We start from the raw sequence: 16,039 nt of genomic DNA, 5'->3' as shown, positions 1-16,039 counted from the left end.
GGCAGCCTGCTTCCATTCATGATAAATTAACTTTTATTTCCAAATGTCAACATCATGGTGATGAAGAATTTGGACATTTTCATGAATGAATGGATGAGACGGATATGCAAAGCACCAAAATCAGCACACGGCTTTATACGGGATTCGGCCTGGTCCTGTTGCTGCTGATCATCGTTACCGCACTCGGCATCAACCGCGTGCAAAAGATCGACGCCATCCTCACCAGTATCAGCGACGTCAACAACGTCAAGCAGCGCCATGCGATCAATTTCCGTGGCAGCGTGCATGACCGCGCGATCGCCCTGCGCGACGTGGTGCTGGCGGCCGACGCGGCGTCGGCCAAGCCGGAAATCGCGCGCATCGAAACGCTGGCCGCCAATTACGCGCAGGCCGCCGCGCCGCTCGACCAGATCATCGGCAGCGGCAAGGGCGTGACCGAAGCGGAACGCACGGCCCTGGCCGCCATCAAGGCCAGTGAAGCGAAGGCCCAGCCGATCATCGCCAAGGTGATTCAATTGCGCCTGGCCGACGATGTGGCCGGCGCCACCGCCTTGCTGCAGCAGCAGGGCGCCGCCGCCTTCACGGGCTGGCTTGCGTCCGTCAACCAGCTGATCGACCTCGAAGAAAAGATGAGCCGCGAACAGGCCGACAGCGCAAGCACGGTGGCGCGCAGCTTTTTCTTCTTCATGGTGCTGCTGTGCCTGGGCGCGATCGCCATCGGTACCATCGCGGCCTGGCGCATCAGCCACGGCTTGCTGCGCCAGCTCGGCGGCGAGCCCGACTACGCGGCCGCCATCGCCGGTGAAATTGCCGCTGGTAACCTGGCAGTGACCATCACTACCGGGCCGAACGACCGTGACAGCTTGCTGTACGCCATGCGCGGCATGCGCGACAGCCTCGTGGCCATTGTCAGCCAGGTGCGCGCCGGCACGCAGACCATCGCCACCAATTCGCGCGAAATAGCGGCCGGCAACCTGGATCTGTCGAACCGCACGGAACAGCAGGCCGGCTCGATCGAGGAAACCGCCACGTCGATGGAGCAATTGACGGGCACCGTCAAGCAGAACGCCGAGCACGCGATCGAGGCGAATCAGCTGGCCGTATCGGCCTCGGGTGTGGCCGTCAAGGGCGGCGCCGTCGTGGCGCAGGTGGTGCAGACCATGGCCGCCATCAACGAATCGTCGAAAAAGATAGTCGACATTATTGGCGTGATCGACGGCATCGCTTTCCAGACGAATATTCTGGCGCTCAATGCCGCCGTGGAAGCGGCGCGCGCCGGCGAGCAGGGCCGCGGCTTTGCCGTCGTCGCCACCGAAGTGCGCAGCCTGGCCCAGCGTTCCAGCCAGGCCGCCAAGGAAATCAAGTCGCTGATCGACGACTCGGTCGAGCGCGTCGGCACGGGCGCGCGCCTGGTCGATGAAGCAGGCACGACCATGCAAGATATTGTCGACAGCGTCAAGCGCGTGACCGACATCATGGGCGAAATCAGTGTGGCCACGCGCGAGCAGTCGTCCGGCATCGAACAGGTCAACCAGGCCGTCGGCCTGATGGACCAGGTGGTGCAGCAGAATGCGGCGCTGGTGGAGCAGTCGGCCTCGGCCGCCGCGTCGCTGGAAGCGCAGGCCGGCAGCCTGTCGCAGGTGGTCAGCATCTTCAAGCTCGACAACTCGCAAGTGCCGCTGCAGGCGCCGCAGCCGGCGCGTGCGCGTCCGGCCGCCGTGACTGCTTTCAGGCCGGTCCTCAAGGCGGCAGCGAAGCCGGCACCGAAAAAGCTGGCCTCCAAGGTGCCCGCCGATGACGCATGGGAAGAGTTTTAAGCGGCGCTCGTTTACAATCGGGACCTTACATTGTTTGCTGAGGTCCCCATGAAACGTATCCTGTTCCCCCTGCTGATGGCTGCCGCCGTCGGCAGCGCTTGCGCCGCAACGCCGGCAGCCCCGGCCACCGCGCAACAACTGGCGGCCATGAGCGCGCGCTACGCACCCGTCGCGCTGACGGCCGATGTCACGCACCTGTCGGCCGGCGACCGCCAGGCCATCGCCAAGCTGGTCGAAGCGGCCAAGCTGGTCGACGTGCTGCAGCTGCGCCAGCGCTGGTCCGGCAATGAAGCGCTGTGGGCGGCGCTGAAGAAGGACACGTCAAAGCTGGGACAGGCCCGTCTGAACTATTTCTGGATCAACAAGGGGCCGTGGTCGGTGCTCGACGCGCATGCCTCGTTCATGCCGGCCAGCTATGCCGGCATCGCCATTCCCGCGCACAAGCCGGAAGCGGGCAATTTCTATCCGCAGGGCGCCACCAAGGCCAGCCTGGAAACGTGGATGAATGGCTTGTCGCCAGAGGACAAGCAGCAGGCGCAATGGTTCTTCACGACGATTCGCGCGGGCAAGGATGGCAAATACCAGACCGTCAAGTATTCGGACGAATACAAGGTGGAACTCAAGCAGCTGGCCAAGCTTCTTGATGAAGCTGCCGCCGCCACGGACAACGCGTCGTTGAAGAAATTTTTGACCCTGCGCGCCAAGGCTTTCCTCGACAACGACTATCTGCCGTCCGATTTCGCCTGGATGGACCTCGATTCGCCCGTCGACATCACCATCGGCCCGTACGAGACGTATAACGATGAGCTGTTCGGCTACAAGGCCGCGTTCGAAGCGTACGTGAACATCCGCGACCAGGCGGAAACGCAAAAGCTGAACTTCTTCGCCAAGCACATGCAGGAACTGGAAGACAACCTGCCGCTCGACGCCCGGTACCGCAACCCGAAGGTGGGCGCGCTGGCGCCGATGGTGGTGGTCAACCAGGTGTATGGCGCTGGCGACGGCAACATGGCCGTGCAGACGGCTGCCTACAACTTGCCGAACGACGAGCGCATCATCAGCGCGCGCGGCTCCAAGCGCGTGATGTTGAAAAATGTGCAGGAAGCCAAGTTCAAGGCCACCCTGACGCCGATCTCGAAACTGGTGCTCACGCCCGAAGCGCAGCAGGACGTCGATTTCAATTCCTTCTTCACGCACATCCTCGCGCATGAAATTGAAATAGCCCCTTGATTCACCAGACACAGCCTATGCGTTATTCTTACGGATAGGAATAGGACTGTGCATATGACTAGGAACAAGCAAACAATCGAGGTGGTGACGGTGAGCCAGGAGCGCCGCAGGCGCTGGTCTGCCGAGGAAAAAGCGGCGCTGGTGCGCGAGACTTACGAGCCAGGCATGAACGTGTCGCTGGTCGCTCGCAAGCACGGCGTCGGTGCAAGCCAGTTGTTCAACTGGCGTAAGCTCGAACGGGAAGGCGCGCTAACGGCGGTCACTGCTGGCGAATCGGTGGTACCAGCGAGCGAACTGGCCGCTGCACGCGCGCAGATAGCCCAGTTGCAGCGCATGCTCGGCAAGAAGACGATGGAGGCGGAAATCCTGAAGGAGGCCGTCGAGTTTGCTCGCGAAAAAAAGTGGATTGCGCGCTCGCCCTTGTCGGGCACGGACGACCAGTGAAGCCGGTCTGCTCTGCCCTTGGCGTAGCGCGCTCACACGTAGCCCAGTTGCTGGTTCGTCCCGCAGACTGGATCGACGGGCGTACCACTCAGACGTTCCACCAACCTGCCGACGCCATCCTGGTCGACGCCGTGCGCGCCGAGATTACAGCGCTGCCGACCTATGGCTACCGCCGGGCTGGCGCTCTGGTCAACCGCACGCGCGCCTTGATGGGCTTGCCAGCAATCAATCACAAGCGGTTTTATCGCGTGATGAAGGCGAACAGTCTGCTGCTACCCAAGGCGCCGAAACGCCCAGTGAGCAGCCGCGTGCACAATGGCGCGGTGGCGGTGGACGAACCCAATCAGCGCTGGTGCTCGGACGGCTTCGAGATCGCCTGCGACAACGGCGAAGTGGTGACCGGTGTGTTCATGAAGGATTGCTGTGACCGAGAAATCATTGCCTGGCGTGCGTGGGCCGAACGTGGCCTGCCTGGCGAGCCCGTGCGCGACATGCTGGTGGAAGCGGTCGAGACAAGATTCGGCCAGGCCAGCGTCGGCTCGACCAGGCTGGAATTCTTGAGCGACAACGGCGGCGCCTATCGAGCCCATGAAACGCACGCGCTGGTGCGCGCACTTGGGATTGAACCGGTGCATACACCGGTATGCAGCCCGCAGTCGAACGGCATGGCTGAGAGCTTCGTGAACACGTTTAAACGGGACTACGTGAACTTGATGGACCGCAGCAGCGCAGAAATCGTTCTGGCTCAACTGCCAGACGCCTTTATGCACTTCAACGAGGTCCATCCGCATTCGTCGCTGAAATGGAAATCGCCTCGCATGTTCAGGAGGGAGCTGGCGCGCCGGGCTCAGGAAAGCGGCGCTAACTAAACGATTGGCTGTGTCTGGTTATATGGGGGCAAGATCAAAATCATGCACGGCCTGGGCCCGCACGCGACCGTCGTCGACGGCAAGCCATCGACGCCGCGCCAGGACTTGAAGGAAGCGTATTCGACCATCGAAGAAGCCAAGGCCGACATCACGGGCCTGTTTGCGCTGCGCTACATGATGGACAAGGGGCAGCTCAAGGATACCTTGGGCCAGGGCGACGCGGCTGAGCGCAAGCTGTACAACACGTTCCTTGCCTCCGGTTTCCGCACCCTGCATTTCGGCCTGACGGATTCGCATGCGCGCGGCATGGCCATCCAGATGAATTACATCCTCGACAAGGGCGGCTTTGTCTCGCTGGGCGACGGCAAGTTCGGCGTCGATTTTGGCAAGATCAAGCAGGCCGTGATTGACCTGGACCGTGAATTTTTGACCATCGAGGCAACGGGCGACTATGCGCGTGCGAAAGACATGATGAGCAAGTACGTGGTCATCCGCCCTGAAGTGCAGGTGGCGCTCGACAAGATGAAAGCCGTGCCCAACGATATCCGCCCGGAATTCGTCACGGCCCGCGCGCTGGACCAGGCGGCGAAGAAATAAGCTGACTTTGATTATTGTCAGTCTGAAAAGCCGGCGCCTCTGCGCCGGTTTTTTTTGTCTTTATTTATGAAAAGTTGCCAGTTTTTCCTTGTGGAAATATTTTCACCGCTTACTCTGCAGTAGTAAATCCCCATTTCTCCTGTTGATCCCATGTTGAAACTGTTCTCGCTGTTAAGTGTGTCCCTTGCTTTGCCTGCCGTGGCTGCCGCTCAGCTCACCGATCTGGAAACCCGCTGGCTGCAGGCGGGCCAACCCGTCATCGCGTTTGCACGTGCGCAAGGCTTGCCCATCGATATCATCGTGCAGCCGCAGGATGCGCCCGGCGCCGTGGCGCTGGCGCTGGGCTACGAAGCAGGGCGCTGCAAACTGGTGCTGTCCTTGCGCGGCAATGCGCAGGCGGACAGTGTCTTGCAGGGCGTACCGGCCGCGCGCCACGGCCTGATGATGGAAGCGATGACGGCGCATGAGATCGGCCATTGCCAGCGCTATGCGCAGGGCGACTGGCATGCCTTGCCACGCGGCTTTGTCGAGCCGCGCAGCATGCAGCGGGGCAAGTTGACACCGCTGGCGCAGGAGCTGCGCGAGACGCGCCGCGAAGAGGGCTATGCGGACCTCGTGGCCTTGGCCTGGATGCATGGGCGCCACCCGGGGCAGTACCAAGATGTACTGGCCTGGATGCGCGGCGTGCGCGATGGCGGCGAGGCTGCGGGCGGCGGTGCAGGCGGTTCCCACGCCACGCAGGCATGGCTGGCGCTGGCCGATGGCGCCGGTGTATTTGATGGGCCCGCTTCAATATTTGAACAGGCGCAAGTATTGTGGCGAAAAGGCTTGAGCGGCGACAAATAAACGATGATTTTTATGTGAATGGACGGTCAGCGTGTGCTGTCGCACGGAGCTTTGCTTCCGGCAGGGGTCTAATCTGGGCATCAACTAACCAGAGAGGAACCATCATGAACAAAATGATCGCACTCATGCTGGCCGCCAGTGCCAGCGCCCTGCTTGCCGCCACGCCAGCGTATGCGCAGGATGCCTCGTACAAGAGTTTGACGGACAAGGCAACGGCCGACTACAAGCAGGCCAAGGCCACCTGTGACGCCCAGAGCGGCAACGCGAAAAAAGTCTGCGTGGAAGAAGCCAAGGTGGCGCGCGCCAAGGCCGAATCGGATGCTGTGGCGCAATACCGCAACACGCCGCGCGAACTGGGCAAGGCCCGCAAGGACGTCGCCAATGCCGAGTATGACCTGGCCAAGGCCAAGTGCGGCGACCAGACGGGCGCCGACAAGACATCGTGCATGAACGATGCCAAGGCAGCGAAAACGGCGGCGCTGGCCGATGCCAACACGGGCGCCAGGGCCGGCACCAACGTGGCGCAAAATCCGCCCGCCACGACGAAGGAAAACTGCGACGCCATGGATGCGACGGCCAAGGCCGCCTGCGTGACGCGCAACGCGGCCGGCAGTACCAAGACGGCCGTGGCCGACTCCGTCATCACCACGAAAATCAAGGCTGACCTCGTCAAGGACAATGACTTGAAAGCGCTCGACGTGCACGTGGAAACGGTCAACGGCGTCGTCATGCTCAGCGGCTTCGTGCCATCCCAGGCGCAAGTGCAGAAAGCCGCCGACCTGGCCCGTGGCGTGGAAGGCGTGACGGATGTGAAGAATGGCTTGAAGGTGAAATAAGCGCACTCTGTAATGCATTAAAGTCAGGACTGGAGCCGCACGCAGCAGTGTGGTTCCAGTTTTTTTTGATTGTATAAATTACGATCATAATATAACATGGAAAAAATCCCGTCGGCTGATGCTGATCGGCATCCACTCTTTCTCTTCGCTCTTACTCATGAGGACTGCATGCTTTCCTATCCCTTTTCGCAATGGCTGGAGCGGCGCGGCGTGCACTTTGCCTGGGTCATCGTCGCCATCACTTTCCTCACGGCATTAACCTCGTCCGCTGCGCTGGGCTTGCCGGGCGCGTTGATGCAGCCTCTGAGCCGCGAGTTCGGCTGGGATGCCGAGCAGATTTCCTCGGCCCTGGCCGTGCGCTTCGTGCTGTTCGGTTTGATGGGGCCGTTTGCCGCCATCCTGATGGAACGCTTCGGCTTGCGCAATGTCATTTGCGTGGCCCTGGGCTTGATCGCTGCCGGCATGCTGCTGGCCACGCGCATGACGCAGTTCTGGCACCTGGTGGCCCTGTGGGGCATCCTGCTGGGGCTCGGTTCGGGCATGACGGCGCTGGTCTTGAGCGCCGTGGTGGCGAACCGCTGGTTCGAGACGCACCGTGGCCTGGTGGTGGGCGTGCTGACGGCCAGTTCGGCCACGGGCCAGCTGCTGTTCCTGCCCGTGGGCGCCTGGCTGATCGAGCACTACGGCTGGCGCACGGCCGTCATGCCCTTGTTCGTCGCCTGCGCCATCGTCGCCGTGCTGGCCTTCCTGTGCATGCGCAACCGTCCGCAGGATATTGCCTTGCGTCCGTATGGCGCCGACCCGGCCACGCCCCTGACGGCGCCAGTGGCCGCAAAAATGACGTTTGCCACGCCGTTCGTGATCCTGCGCAGCGTGGCGGCGAACCGCACTTTCTGGATACTCTTCAGCACCTTTTTCATCTGCGGCCTCAGCACCAATGGCTTGATCCAGACACATTTCATTTCCCTGTGCGGCGATTCGGGCTTGTCCGCCGTGCCGGCCGCGTCCGTGCTGGCCATGATGGGCGCGTTCGACCTGTTCGGCACGATCTTGTCCGGCTGGCTGTCGGACCGCTATGACAACCGCAAACTGCTGTTCTGGTATTACGGCTTGCGGGGCTTGTCGCTGTTCTGGCTGCCGTATTCGGAATTCACCTTGTACGGCCTGTCGCTGTTCGCCATGTTCTATGGCCTCGACTGGATCGCCACCGTGCCGCCGACCGTGAAACTGGTGGGGGCCACGTTCGGCCGGGAGCGGGCGGGCATGGTGTTCGGCTGGATCTTCGCCGGCCACCAGCTGGGTGCCGCCGTGGCCGCCTATGGCGCGGGCCGCATCCGCACCCTGATGCTGACCTACAACCCGGCCCTGTTCGCGGCCGGTGCCGCCTGCCTCGTCGCCGCGCTGATGGTGCTGGCGATCCAGCGTCAGAAGGCGGCCGTGAGCGCCGCGCAAGCGGCATGAAAAAAGCCAGGCTCGCGTGTGCGAAGCCTGGCTTCTGTTTATCAAGAACGTTTCAGGATTTATTTGAGATATTTAGCCAGCCATCCTTCGACTTCGCTATAGAAGAAGCGGCTGTTCTCGCCCTTCAAAATCCAGTGGTTTTCGTCCGGGAACACCAGCAATTTCGCCGGCACGTTCAGGCGCTGTTGCACGGCAAAGTTCATCAGCGCATTGTTGGCTGGCACGCGGTAGTCGAGCTCGCCCACAGTGATCAGGATCGGTGTCGTGAAACCCGTGCCTTTTTCGTGGTTGCCCGCTTGCATGATGGGGCTTTGGTCGCGCCACACGGGCAAGTTCGACCAGACGGGGCCGCCCGCATTCGTTTCACGGCCGAAGCCGCCATCGCTGGTGCCCCACTGCATGATCAGGTCCATTTCACCCGCGTGCGAGACGATGGCCTTGTAGCGCGTGGTGGTCGCCTGCAGCCAGTTGGCCAGGTGGCCGCCATAGCTGGCGCCGCCGGCGGCCAGTTTCGTGCCGTCGATGAATGGATATTTCTTGATGGCTTCATCGACGCCCTGGTTGACTTCATCGCCCGGACCCTTCAAGGGGTCGAATTGAATCGAGCGCGAGAATTCCTCGCCATAGCCGGTGGAACCCTTGTAGTCCGTCAGCAGCACGACATAGCCTGGCTTGGCCAGCAAGTGATAGTTCCAGCGCAGCACGAACTGGTCGCGCCACATGCTGGCCGCGCCGCCATGGATGACGGTAAACAGCGGGTATTTCTTGTTCGGATCGAAATTGGCCGGCTTGACGAGCATATTGTGGATCTTGCGGCCGTCGGCCGTGGTGAACCAGAAGTGCTCGGGCGCCTGCCAATCGATTTTATCGGCCTTGTCCGTGTTGAATGCCGTCAGGCGCTTCGGCTGCTTGCCGTTGAAGGCATAGATTTCCGGTGGGTTGATGGACGACTCCCACACACCGACCAGGGCCTTGCCGCCGCTGCTCAGCGAGTTGATGGTACCCGTCGGCAAGGATGGCTCCTCGCGCACGTCGCCACCCTTGGCGTCGATCGAGTACAGCTTTTCCAGGCCCGCATGTTCATAGCTGAAGATGACGCGCTTGCCGCCTTCGGGCAGCACGAAGCGGGAGATTGAACGGTCCAGCTTGGCTGTCAGGATGGTCGGGGCAGGGTTGCTCATCGGCCAGGCGAAACTGGCCAGGCGCTTCACGTCATACACCTTGCCTGGCGTTTCCGCGTCGCTCAAGGCGAACAGGGTCTTGCCGTCGGCCGCGAATTTCAGGCTGCCATAGCTGTGCTTGTCTTGCGTCAAGCGCTGCGCTTCGCCACCGGCCACAGGCAGCAAATACAGTTGCGAAACGACGGCTTCGCGCTGGGCCGCGTCGCGGTTGGTGGCAGCGTTGAAGACGACAGCCTTGCCGTCCGGCGTCCAGACGGCGTCCAGCGATTGTCCTTCGTCGCCCTGGCCGCCGCCAAAGCCCGGCAGGGTGACCAGTTGCGTGCCCGACAGGATGTCGCGCGGCTTGGCGTCCGCTTGCGCATCAACGACGAACAGGCGCACCTGCTTGTCGGTCAGCCATTTGTCGAAATAGCGCGGTGCCGTCGTTTCATACGAGCGGGCGCTGACTTTGCGCTCCTTGCGTTCTTTCGCGCTTTGCTTGACGTCGGCTTCCGTCTTGTTGCCTGGATAGATATCGCTGATGAACAGCAACTGCTTGCCGTCCGGGCTCCATTTCGGCATGCGCGCGCCCAGGGTGAGCGAGGTCAGGCGTTGCGCTTCGCCACCGTTGGCCACGTCGAGGCGGTAAATCTGTCCAGCTTCATCGCCGTCGCGCTTGGCAACGAAGACCAACTGGCGGCTGTCCGGCGACCAGGCCACGGCGCTTTCGCCGCCCTTGGAATAGCTCAGGCGGCGCGCGGGGCTGTCGTCAAGCAGCGACTTGATCCACAGGTCCGACCATTGCTCCTTGCTATCGTAGGCGCTGTCGACCACGGAAAACACGGCCCACTTTCCATCGGGGCTGGCGACGGGCGCGCCCACCCGTTTCATCAGCCACACGTCTTCATGCGTAATGGCGTGTCTGGCTTGCGTTTGCGTAGCGGCAACTGTGGTGTTGGCTTTGGTATCGGCGGCCTGGGCAAGCGAGGCACAGGCCGCTGCGATCAGCAGGGAGCCGAGGGAACGGCGAAGACGGGGTGAGGTCATGGGCGTGGTCCGGAGTAGTGAAAAAAGTACAGCGGGCAACATTATTGCCCATGCTTTCCTGCACTGCCAAGGCTGGGTACCGTTACTTACCAAGCAGGATGGCAACGTATCGGGCGGGTGCGCCATGGCTGATCAGTTAAACTTGTTCTTTTACTGACGCTACCTGTGGCCGGCCATGAAAATTAGTCTACCCTTATTGAAAACGATATTGCTGGGCGCGAGCTGCCTGCTGGCGGCCCCGGTTTTTGCCGCCGCACCCGCTCCCTACCCGAACACGAGCGCCATGGGCGTCGGTCACGCGGAAAGCACGGCCTGGTATGCAGGCTGCCTGAAGGTCAAGGATGCGGCGCCGCCGCCCGCCGACCTGCCGGCGCCATCGGCCGTGGTGTCCCTGCAGCAATGCCAGGCAACGGACCTGTATTACGATACCAAGAGTATGTCCTCGCCCAAGCCGGCCGACTGGCGTCCCGTGCGCCATTGCGCCATGGCCACGCAAAACAGCGCCGTCCTGATGATGCTGTACCAGAATGGACAGGGCGTGCAAAAAGACCCATTGCTGGCGCTCAAGTATGCGTGCAGCATCGATGCGGCGCCCGCCGAGATGCGGGGCCGCATTGAACACTTGCAGCAGATCAATGCCAGCGGGCGCGGCATGATCGACCTGTGCGACGACATCAGGAGCGGCTACATGATGGGCGTGTGCAGCGCCATCGATGCGCGCCAGAAACAAAGAGTGCGCGGGCAGGCGACAGCCAAAGTCAGCGAAGCAATGCCGGCCGTGGCGCAAGCGTCGCTGCAAAAGCTGCAGGCGGCGGCAAGCAAGTTTGCCGATGCGCGTGCGGCCAATGAAACGGACTTGAGCGGCACGGCGCGCGCCGCCCTGAGCATCGCCGCCCGCATGGCCGAGCTCGATTTGCTGGCGCACGATCTGCGCGAGTACGAAGCGGGCAAGCTGCCGGCCAGCATGTCCAAGGAACAGGCGGCGGCGCTCGACAAGGAGCTCAACGCCATCTACGGCAAGCTGATGAAAAAGCCGGCGCAAACCCATGCGGGCGCCGTGAGCAAGGATGGCATCCGCGCCACCCAGCGCCTGTGGCTGGTGTACCGCGATGCCTGGATGAACTTTGGCGCCGTGCGCTATCCATCCGTGACGAGCGAAACCTGGGCGGCCATGCTGACGTCGCGGCGCAATGTACAACTGCAAGACTTGCTGGAGAACTAAAACATGCGGGAAGCGTACTACCACGAAGACGATTTTTGCATGATCGAACTGCTGCCGCTCGATAACTTGCAGCACTGTTTGACGCAGATGGGCGAGCAAGAGGCGTTTGCCGACGCGCACCGCAGCGGTGCCGGCTGGACGCAGATGTACGTGCCCGAGGCGCCGCCGTCGCAGATGGGTGCGCTGGGCCTCACGATGGAACAGCTGCGGCTGGCGCTGGCCGACGCCTTGCCGCCGTATGACGCCGTCTACACGGGCTACAGCACTTACCGCGTGGAATGCAAGAACGTGCTGGCCTTTGGCGGCGAGAACACGGAGACCTTGTTTGCCGGCCTAGACGACAAGGGCATCGTGTGCGACCTGTGGTGCAGCGACGCCATGCCCGAGCTATTGCTGCTGCCCTTGAAAGAGCAATTGCTGCTGGCCGACTGGGGCGCGGGGTTTGCGTGTCCGCTATCCGATGGGGAACTGTTTGCCCGTTATTTGCAGGAATACGAACTGGACTAGCGTAGGTAAACTTACTACTCGCAGGCGATGGCGTTCGGCTGCGCCACTTTGATGACCGACGCCAGGCGCGCCATGTCGTTGCCGTCGCCTTGCTCCACATATGGCTGATAGCTGTCGATGACGATGCGCGCACGCGCCTGCCAGCCGCAATTGTCGGTCTGGCGTGCGGGCACGCGTAGCAGCCGGCGCGCCTCGCCATCGTTGGAAAAACAGAACCACGCATCGTGTGTGGCGGCAGGCCGGGGCAGACGGCCCCACTGCGCCCTGTCGGGCGCAAAGCAGACGCGCTTGCCGATGATCTCCAAGCTCATCTCGTCCGTGCGCGCACTGTACTGGCCGTCGAGCACGATCGGTGTTTGCGTTTGCGCGTGGGCGGACAGGCAGGCGGTGGCCAGGAGGAGGGCGGCAGCAAGTTTCATGCGTTTCTTTCAGGGCTGGCAAGACGATGAGCCAGTATAACCGCGAGGGCCGGAAACGAAAAAAGCCCATCCGTGAGGATGGGCTTTTTAGTACTGCGCATTCGTGGTAGGCCGTGCGGGATTCGAACCTGCGACCAACGGATTAAAAGTCCGCTGCTCTACCAGCTGAGCTAACGACCCGAAAGAGGCCGCATTATATATCAGTTGAAAAAGAATGCAAAGCATTCCTGTGAGAAAGTGCTGGTCGGCTAGTGCAGGGCAGCCGTGAGTTTCAGCACTTCGTCGATGCTGGTCGTGCCATCGATGATTTTGCGCGCGCCGGCGATGCGCAGCGGCGTCATGCCGTCGAGGATGCTCTGGCGGCGCAGCGCGTGCAGGTCGGCGCCGGCCTTGACCAGCTGGCCGAACGTTTCCGTCACGCTCAGCAGTTCGTAGATGCCGGCACGCCCCAGGTAGCCGCTGTGCCGGCACAGGGCGCAACCGACGGGGCGGTACCCGGCGGCCGGCCGCTCCAGCTGGCCGCCCGTCAGGCGTTGCCATGTCGCGGCGTCGGGGGCCTCGTCCAGCTGTTTGCAGCCCGCGCACAGGCAGCGCAGCAATCGCTGCGCCAGCACGCCGATCAGGCACGCTTCCAGCAGATAGGCGGGCACGCCCAGTTCCAGCAGGCGCATGACGGCCGAGGGCGCGTCATTGGTGTGCAGGGTCGACAGTACCAGGTGGCCCGTCAGCGCTGCCTGGATGGCCATCTCGGCCGTGGCCAGGTCACGGATTTCTCCCACCATGATGATGTCGGGGTCTTGCCGCATCAGCGCCCGCACGCCATCGGCAAACGACAGTTCGATGCCGGCCTGGGTTTGCACCTGCATCTGGTTGAAGGCCGGCTCAACCATTTCGATGGGGTCTTCCACCGTGCACACATTGACTTCGCTGCTGGTCAGCGCCTTCAAGGTGCTGTACAGCGTGCAGGTCTTGCCCGAGCCGGTGGGGCCCGTCACCAGCACGATGCCGTGCGTGCGCGCCGTCAGCTGGCGCCAGCGTTCGGCATCCGCCGGCGGAAAGCCCAGGTCAAACAGGCTCTTGACGGCCACTTCCGGGTCGAAGATGCGCATGACGAGCTTTTCGCCGAAGGCCGTGGGCAAGGTCGACAGCCGCAGTTCGACTTCCTGGCCCTGCGCATTGCGCGTCTTGATGCGGCCATCTTGCGGGCGGCGCTTTTCCACCACGTCCATGCGTCCGAGTAACTTGATGCGCGCCGTCATGGCCAGCAGTACGACGGGCGGCAATTGATAGGCCTGGTGCAGGCGGCCGTCGATGCGCAGGCGTACGAGGCCCGCGTCGCGCTTCGGTTCCAGGTGGATGTCGGAAGCGCGCTGGGCAAACGCGTATTGCCACAGCCAGTCGACGATGCGCACGACGTGCTGGTCGTTGGCGTCGAGGCTGGTCTTGTTGCGCCCCAGTTCCACCAGTTGTTCGAAATTGTGGCGCAGCGCCAGGTCTTGCGTGGACGCTTGCCTGGCTACCTTGACGGAACTGGCCAGGCTGAAAAATTGCGCGATGGCGTCGGCGATGTGCAGCGGGTTGGCGATGACCAGGCTCAGCTTGCGTGGCGCAAGATTCCCCAGCTGCGCCTGCCAGGCGAGCGCATACGGCTGGGCCGTGGCGATGACGATGCGGTCAAGCGTGCTTTCCACGGGCAGGATGTTGAAACGGGCCGCATAGCCGGCCGTCATGACGTCGGCCACCTGGCTGAAATCGATGTGCAGGGGATCGATGCGCACATACGGCAAGCTTGAACGTTGCGCCAGCCACGCGCACAGGGTGTCGAGCGTGAGTGCGCCGTGGGCGATGCTGCACAGCGGATGCAAGGCCGGCGCCGGCAGCAGGGCGGCCTGGGTGCCGATGGCGGCCGCCTGCACCGCATCGAGCAAGCCGTCTTCCTGCAGCCAGGCCAGCAGTTGCGGCAGTTCCAGCGGCGTGTCGGGCGAGGTGGAAGAGGGGGGAGGGGAAGCGGGCATGGCCGGCGCCTTTCCAGGCTGCCGGCCTTGCCTGGACAGGCCGGCGGTTACAGGGTGCTGACGATGCCCTTGACCCAGGATTTGGCGGGCAGCTTGGTCTCGGCGACGATCTGCTTGGCGCGCTCGAGCAGGGCGGCTTGCGCTTCGGCATCGAGTGCCACTTTCGTCTTGAACGCGATCGCCACCACGTTCCCATCATGGACTTCCGGCAGGCAGATCACCTGTTCAAACGCAAACTTCATCGCCTTGATGTTTTTCGCGTAGCTGGGATGGTCGCCAAACAGGTTGACCGTCATGATGCCGTGCGGCGCCAGGCAGGCGCAGCAGGCGGTATAGAAATCGGCGCTGTCGAGCACGGGACCGCGCGCCGTGGCGTCATACAAGTCCACCTGCAGGGCGTCCAGGGTGCCGTGATTGGCGTCGTCGTTGACGTAGTCGAGCGCATCCATCTCGCGCACGTGCAGGCGCTCGTCGTTGGGCGGCAGCTTGAACATCGATTCGCAGATGGTGATGACGGACGGATTCAGTTCGATGGCCTCGACTTGCGCCTGCGGGAACTGGCGGTAGCAGAACTTGGTCAGCGCGGCCGTGCCCAGACCCAGCTGGGCGAGGCGCTGCGGTTGCTCGATCCACAGCATCCACGCCATCATCTGCTGCGCGTATTCGAGTTCCGGCCAGTCCGGCTTGCGGATGCGCATGGCGCCCTGCACCCATTCCGTGCCGAAATGCAGATAGCGCACGCCATCCATTTCCGACAGGGTGACAGGGGCGTAGCGGGGCTTGCGCGCGGGGCGCGAGGATTCGACTTGTTCGATGGATTTTCGTTTGATAAGCATAAGGCGGCCTGAAAGTGTGCCGCATTATAGCCCGTGCCGGAGCGCCATAAAAAATGCCAGCCGCTGGGGCTGGCATGGTATGGGCCGGTTGCTACTCTTACTGTTGTGCGGGCTCGATCGATACACGCAGACGGATGCGCTCGCCCGGATCGTAGGACATGATGCTCGTGTAGTTGCGGCCGCGGTAGTCGTAGGTGACCTGGTAGCCATTGTTGCGCGATTCCCAGTGGTCGACCTGGCGGCATTGCTTGACGGCTTGTTCCTGCATGCCACCCTGGTAATTGTTCTGGTTGTCGACACGGTCGCCGACGACGGCGCCGGCAATCGCGCCAGCGGCTGCCGCGGCCGTGCGGCCATTGCCGCCACCGACCTGGCTACCGAGCAGGGCGCCAGCGATACCGCCGACGATGGAGCCGCCAGCGCTGCGCTGTTGCGGCGGCGCCTGGACTTGCACGTATTCTGTACGGCATTCCTGGCGTGGACGGTTGATCTGTTCGACTTGCGGCACGACGCGCACGACCTTGCCGAAATCTTCAAAGTCGGCGGCCTGGGCGAGTGGCAATGCACCGATACAAAGGGCTGACATCATCAATTTGGCTTGCAAGTTCATTTGTAACCTCGTTATCTAGAGAATCTTTCAGGGTATTTTTTACAACTTGGGACTATAGTAATCCCGCCAGACCGGGACAAGTGTTTCGGCTGGCAACAAAATGTAACAGCCCAAGTCCCTTGC

Annotated in this window: 14 protein-coding genes and 1 tRNA gene; 9 read left to right on the top strand and 6 right to left on the bottom strand. The window is 62.3% G+C overall.

Annotated elements, in window-relative coordinates; genetic code table 11:
- Nucleotides 1-104: 104 nt before the first annotated feature.
- From AC54AG_RS02160 to AC54AG_RS02130, 7 genes are all read left to right on the top strand, one after another.
- The gene (locus AC54AG_RS02160) at nucleotides 105-1,817 is read left to right on the top strand and encodes a methyl-accepting chemotaxis protein (RefSeq protein WP_496629382.1); all 1,713 of its coding nucleotides are present in this window, start codon (nucleotides 105-107) and stop codon (nucleotides 1,815-1,817) included.
- A gap of 48 nt (nucleotides 1,818-1,865) precedes the next feature.
- Nucleotides 1,866-3,047, top strand: a complete 1,182-nt coding sequence (locus tag AC54AG_RS02155; protein ID WP_496629381.1) for a dipeptidyl-peptidase 3 family protein — start codon at nucleotides 1,866-1,868, stop codon at nucleotides 3,045-3,047.
- Between the two features lie 54 nt (nucleotides 3,048-3,101).
- Nucleotides 3,102-4,360, top strand: a protein-coding gene (locus AC54AG_RS02150) for an IS3 family transposase (RefSeq protein ID WP_496629380.1) whose coding sequence is annotated in 2 segments (ribosomal slippage) — nucleotides 3,102-3,441 and nucleotides 3,441-4,360 — 1,260 coding nt in all. Because the reading frame shifts where the segments join, the coding sequence is not laid out codon by codon here.
- A 42-nt stretch (nucleotides 4,361-4,402) separates the two neighbouring features.
- Nucleotides 4,403-4,957: a hypothetical protein gene (locus AC54AG_RS02145; protein ID WP_496629379.1), complete on the top strand. Its 555-nt coding sequence runs from the start codon at nucleotides 4,403-4,405 to the stop codon at nucleotides 4,955-4,957.
- Between the two features lie 150 nt (nucleotides 4,958-5,107).
- A complete protein-coding gene (locus AC54AG_RS02140; protein WP_496629378.1) occupies nucleotides 5,108-5,803 on the top strand; it encodes a hypothetical protein in 696 nt (231 codons plus the stop codon).
- Nucleotides 5,804-5,907: 104 nt separating this feature from the next.
- Nucleotides 5,908-6,639: a BON domain-containing protein gene (locus AC54AG_RS02135; protein ID WP_496629377.1), complete on the top strand. Its 732-nt coding sequence runs from the start codon at nucleotides 5,908-5,910 to the stop codon at nucleotides 6,637-6,639.
- Nucleotides 6,640-6,807: 168 nt separating this feature from the next.
- Nucleotides 6,808-8,100, top strand: a complete 1,293-nt coding sequence (locus AC54AG_RS02130) for an MFS transporter (RefSeq protein ID WP_496629376.1) — start codon at nucleotides 6,808-6,810, stop codon at nucleotides 8,098-8,100.
- A 59-nt stretch (nucleotides 8,101-8,159) separates the two neighbouring features.
- Here AC54AG_RS02130 and AC54AG_RS02125 read toward each other — a convergent pair whose 3' ends face one another.
- On the bottom strand, nucleotides 8,160-10,307 hold the full coding sequence (locus tag AC54AG_RS02125; RefSeq protein WP_496629375.1) for a prolyl oligopeptidase family serine peptidase: 2,148 nt from the start codon (nucleotides 10,305-10,307) through the stop codon (nucleotides 8,160-8,162).
- Between the two features lie 175 nt (nucleotides 10,308-10,482).
- Between AC54AG_RS02125 and AC54AG_RS02120 the strand changes: the two genes are divergently transcribed.
- Nucleotides 10,483-11,529, top strand: a complete 1,047-nt coding sequence (locus AC54AG_RS02120) for a lysozyme inhibitor LprI family protein (protein ID WP_496629374.1) — start codon at nucleotides 10,483-10,485, stop codon at nucleotides 11,527-11,529.
- A gap of 3 nt (nucleotides 11,530-11,532) precedes the next feature.
- Nucleotides 11,533-12,036, top strand: a complete 504-nt coding sequence (locus AC54AG_RS02115; protein WP_219327671.1) for a hypothetical protein — start codon at nucleotides 11,533-11,535, stop codon at nucleotides 12,034-12,036.
- Between the two features lie 14 nt (nucleotides 12,037-12,050).
- Here AC54AG_RS02115 and AC54AG_RS02110 read toward each other — a convergent pair whose 3' ends face one another.
- The 5 genes from AC54AG_RS02110 to AC54AG_RS02090 form a co-directional block, all read right to left on the bottom strand.
- Nucleotides 12,051-12,455 carry a hypothetical protein gene (locus tag AC54AG_RS02110; RefSeq protein ID WP_496629373.1) on the bottom strand — a complete coding sequence of 135 codons (405 nt, stop codon included), beginning with the start codon at nucleotides 12,453-12,455 and terminating at the stop codon, nucleotides 12,051-12,053.
- A gap of 104 nt (nucleotides 12,456-12,559) precedes the next feature.
- Nucleotides 12,560-12,635, bottom strand: a tRNA-Lys gene (locus AC54AG_RS02105).
- 68 nt (nucleotides 12,636-12,703) lie between these two features.
- Nucleotides 12,704-14,470: a GspE/PulE family protein gene (locus AC54AG_RS02100; protein WP_496629372.1), complete on the bottom strand. Its 1,767-nt coding sequence runs from the start codon at nucleotides 14,468-14,470 to the stop codon at nucleotides 12,704-12,706.
- A gap of 47 nt (nucleotides 14,471-14,517) precedes the next feature.
- A complete protein-coding gene (locus tag AC54AG_RS02095; RefSeq protein ID WP_128142140.1) occupies nucleotides 14,518-15,306 on the bottom strand; it encodes a class I SAM-dependent methyltransferase in 789 nt (262 codons plus the stop codon).
- A gap of 97 nt (nucleotides 15,307-15,403) precedes the next feature.
- Nucleotides 15,404-15,916, bottom strand: a complete 513-nt coding sequence (locus AC54AG_RS02090) for a glycine zipper 2TM domain-containing protein (protein WP_034785134.1) — start codon at nucleotides 15,914-15,916, stop codon at nucleotides 15,404-15,406.
- Nucleotides 15,917-16,039: the final 123 nt, after the last annotated feature.

The sequence above is a fragment of the Janthinobacterium sp. BCJ23 genome, from assembly GCF_059617945.1.
The sequence above is the reverse complement of the archived record's forward strand: the minus strand, read 5'-3'. Positions and strand labels throughout refer to the sequence as shown.

Bases quoted from the DNA above. Each gene is read 5' to 3' on its own strand.
- AC54AG_RS02090 (WP_034785134.1), bottom strand. From the start codon at position 15,916: ATGAACTTGCAAGCCAAATTGATGATGTCAGCCCTTTGTATCGGTGCA.
- AC54AG_RS02100 (WP_496629372.1), bottom strand. From the start codon at position 14,470: ATGCCCGCTTCCCCTCCCCCCTCTTCCACCTCGCCCGACACGCCGCTG.
- AC54AG_RS02095 (WP_128142140.1), bottom strand. From the start codon at position 15,306: ATGCTTATCAAACGAAAATCCATCGAACAAGTCGAATCCTCGCGCCCC.
- AC54AG_RS02155 (WP_496629381.1), top strand. From the start codon at position 1,866: ATGAAACGTATCCTGTTCCCCCTGCTGATGGCTGCCGCCGTCGGCAGC.
- AC54AG_RS02120 (WP_496629374.1), top strand. From the start codon at position 10,483: ATGAAAATTAGTCTACCCTTATTGAAAACGATATTGCTGGGCGCGAGC.
- AC54AG_RS02115 (WP_219327671.1), top strand. From the start codon at position 11,533: ATGCGGGAAGCGTACTACCACGAAGACGATTTTTGCATGATCGAACTG.
- AC54AG_RS02110 (WP_496629373.1), bottom strand. From the start codon at position 12,455: ATGAAACTTGCTGCCGCCCTCCTCCTGGCCACCGCCTGCCTGTCCGCC.
- AC54AG_RS02160 (WP_496629382.1), top strand. From the start codon at position 105: ATGCAAAGCACCAAAATCAGCACACGGCTTTATACGGGATTCGGCCTG.
- AC54AG_RS02130 (WP_496629376.1), top strand. From the start codon at position 6,808: ATGCTTTCCTATCCCTTTTCGCAATGGCTGGAGCGGCGCGGCGTGCAC.
- AC54AG_RS02145 (WP_496629379.1), top strand. From the start codon at position 4,403: ATGCACGGCCTGGGCCCGCACGCGACCGTCGTCGACGGCAAGCCATCG.
- AC54AG_RS02135 (WP_496629377.1), top strand. From the start codon at position 5,908: ATGAACAAAATGATCGCACTCATGCTGGCCGCCAGTGCCAGCGCCCTG.
- AC54AG_RS02125 (WP_496629375.1), bottom strand. From the start codon at position 10,307: ATGACCTCACCCCGTCTTCGCCGTTCCCTCGGCTCCCTGCTGATCGCA.
- AC54AG_RS02140 (WP_496629378.1), top strand. From the start codon at position 5,108: ATGTTGAAACTGTTCTCGCTGTTAAGTGTGTCCCTTGCTTTGCCTGCC.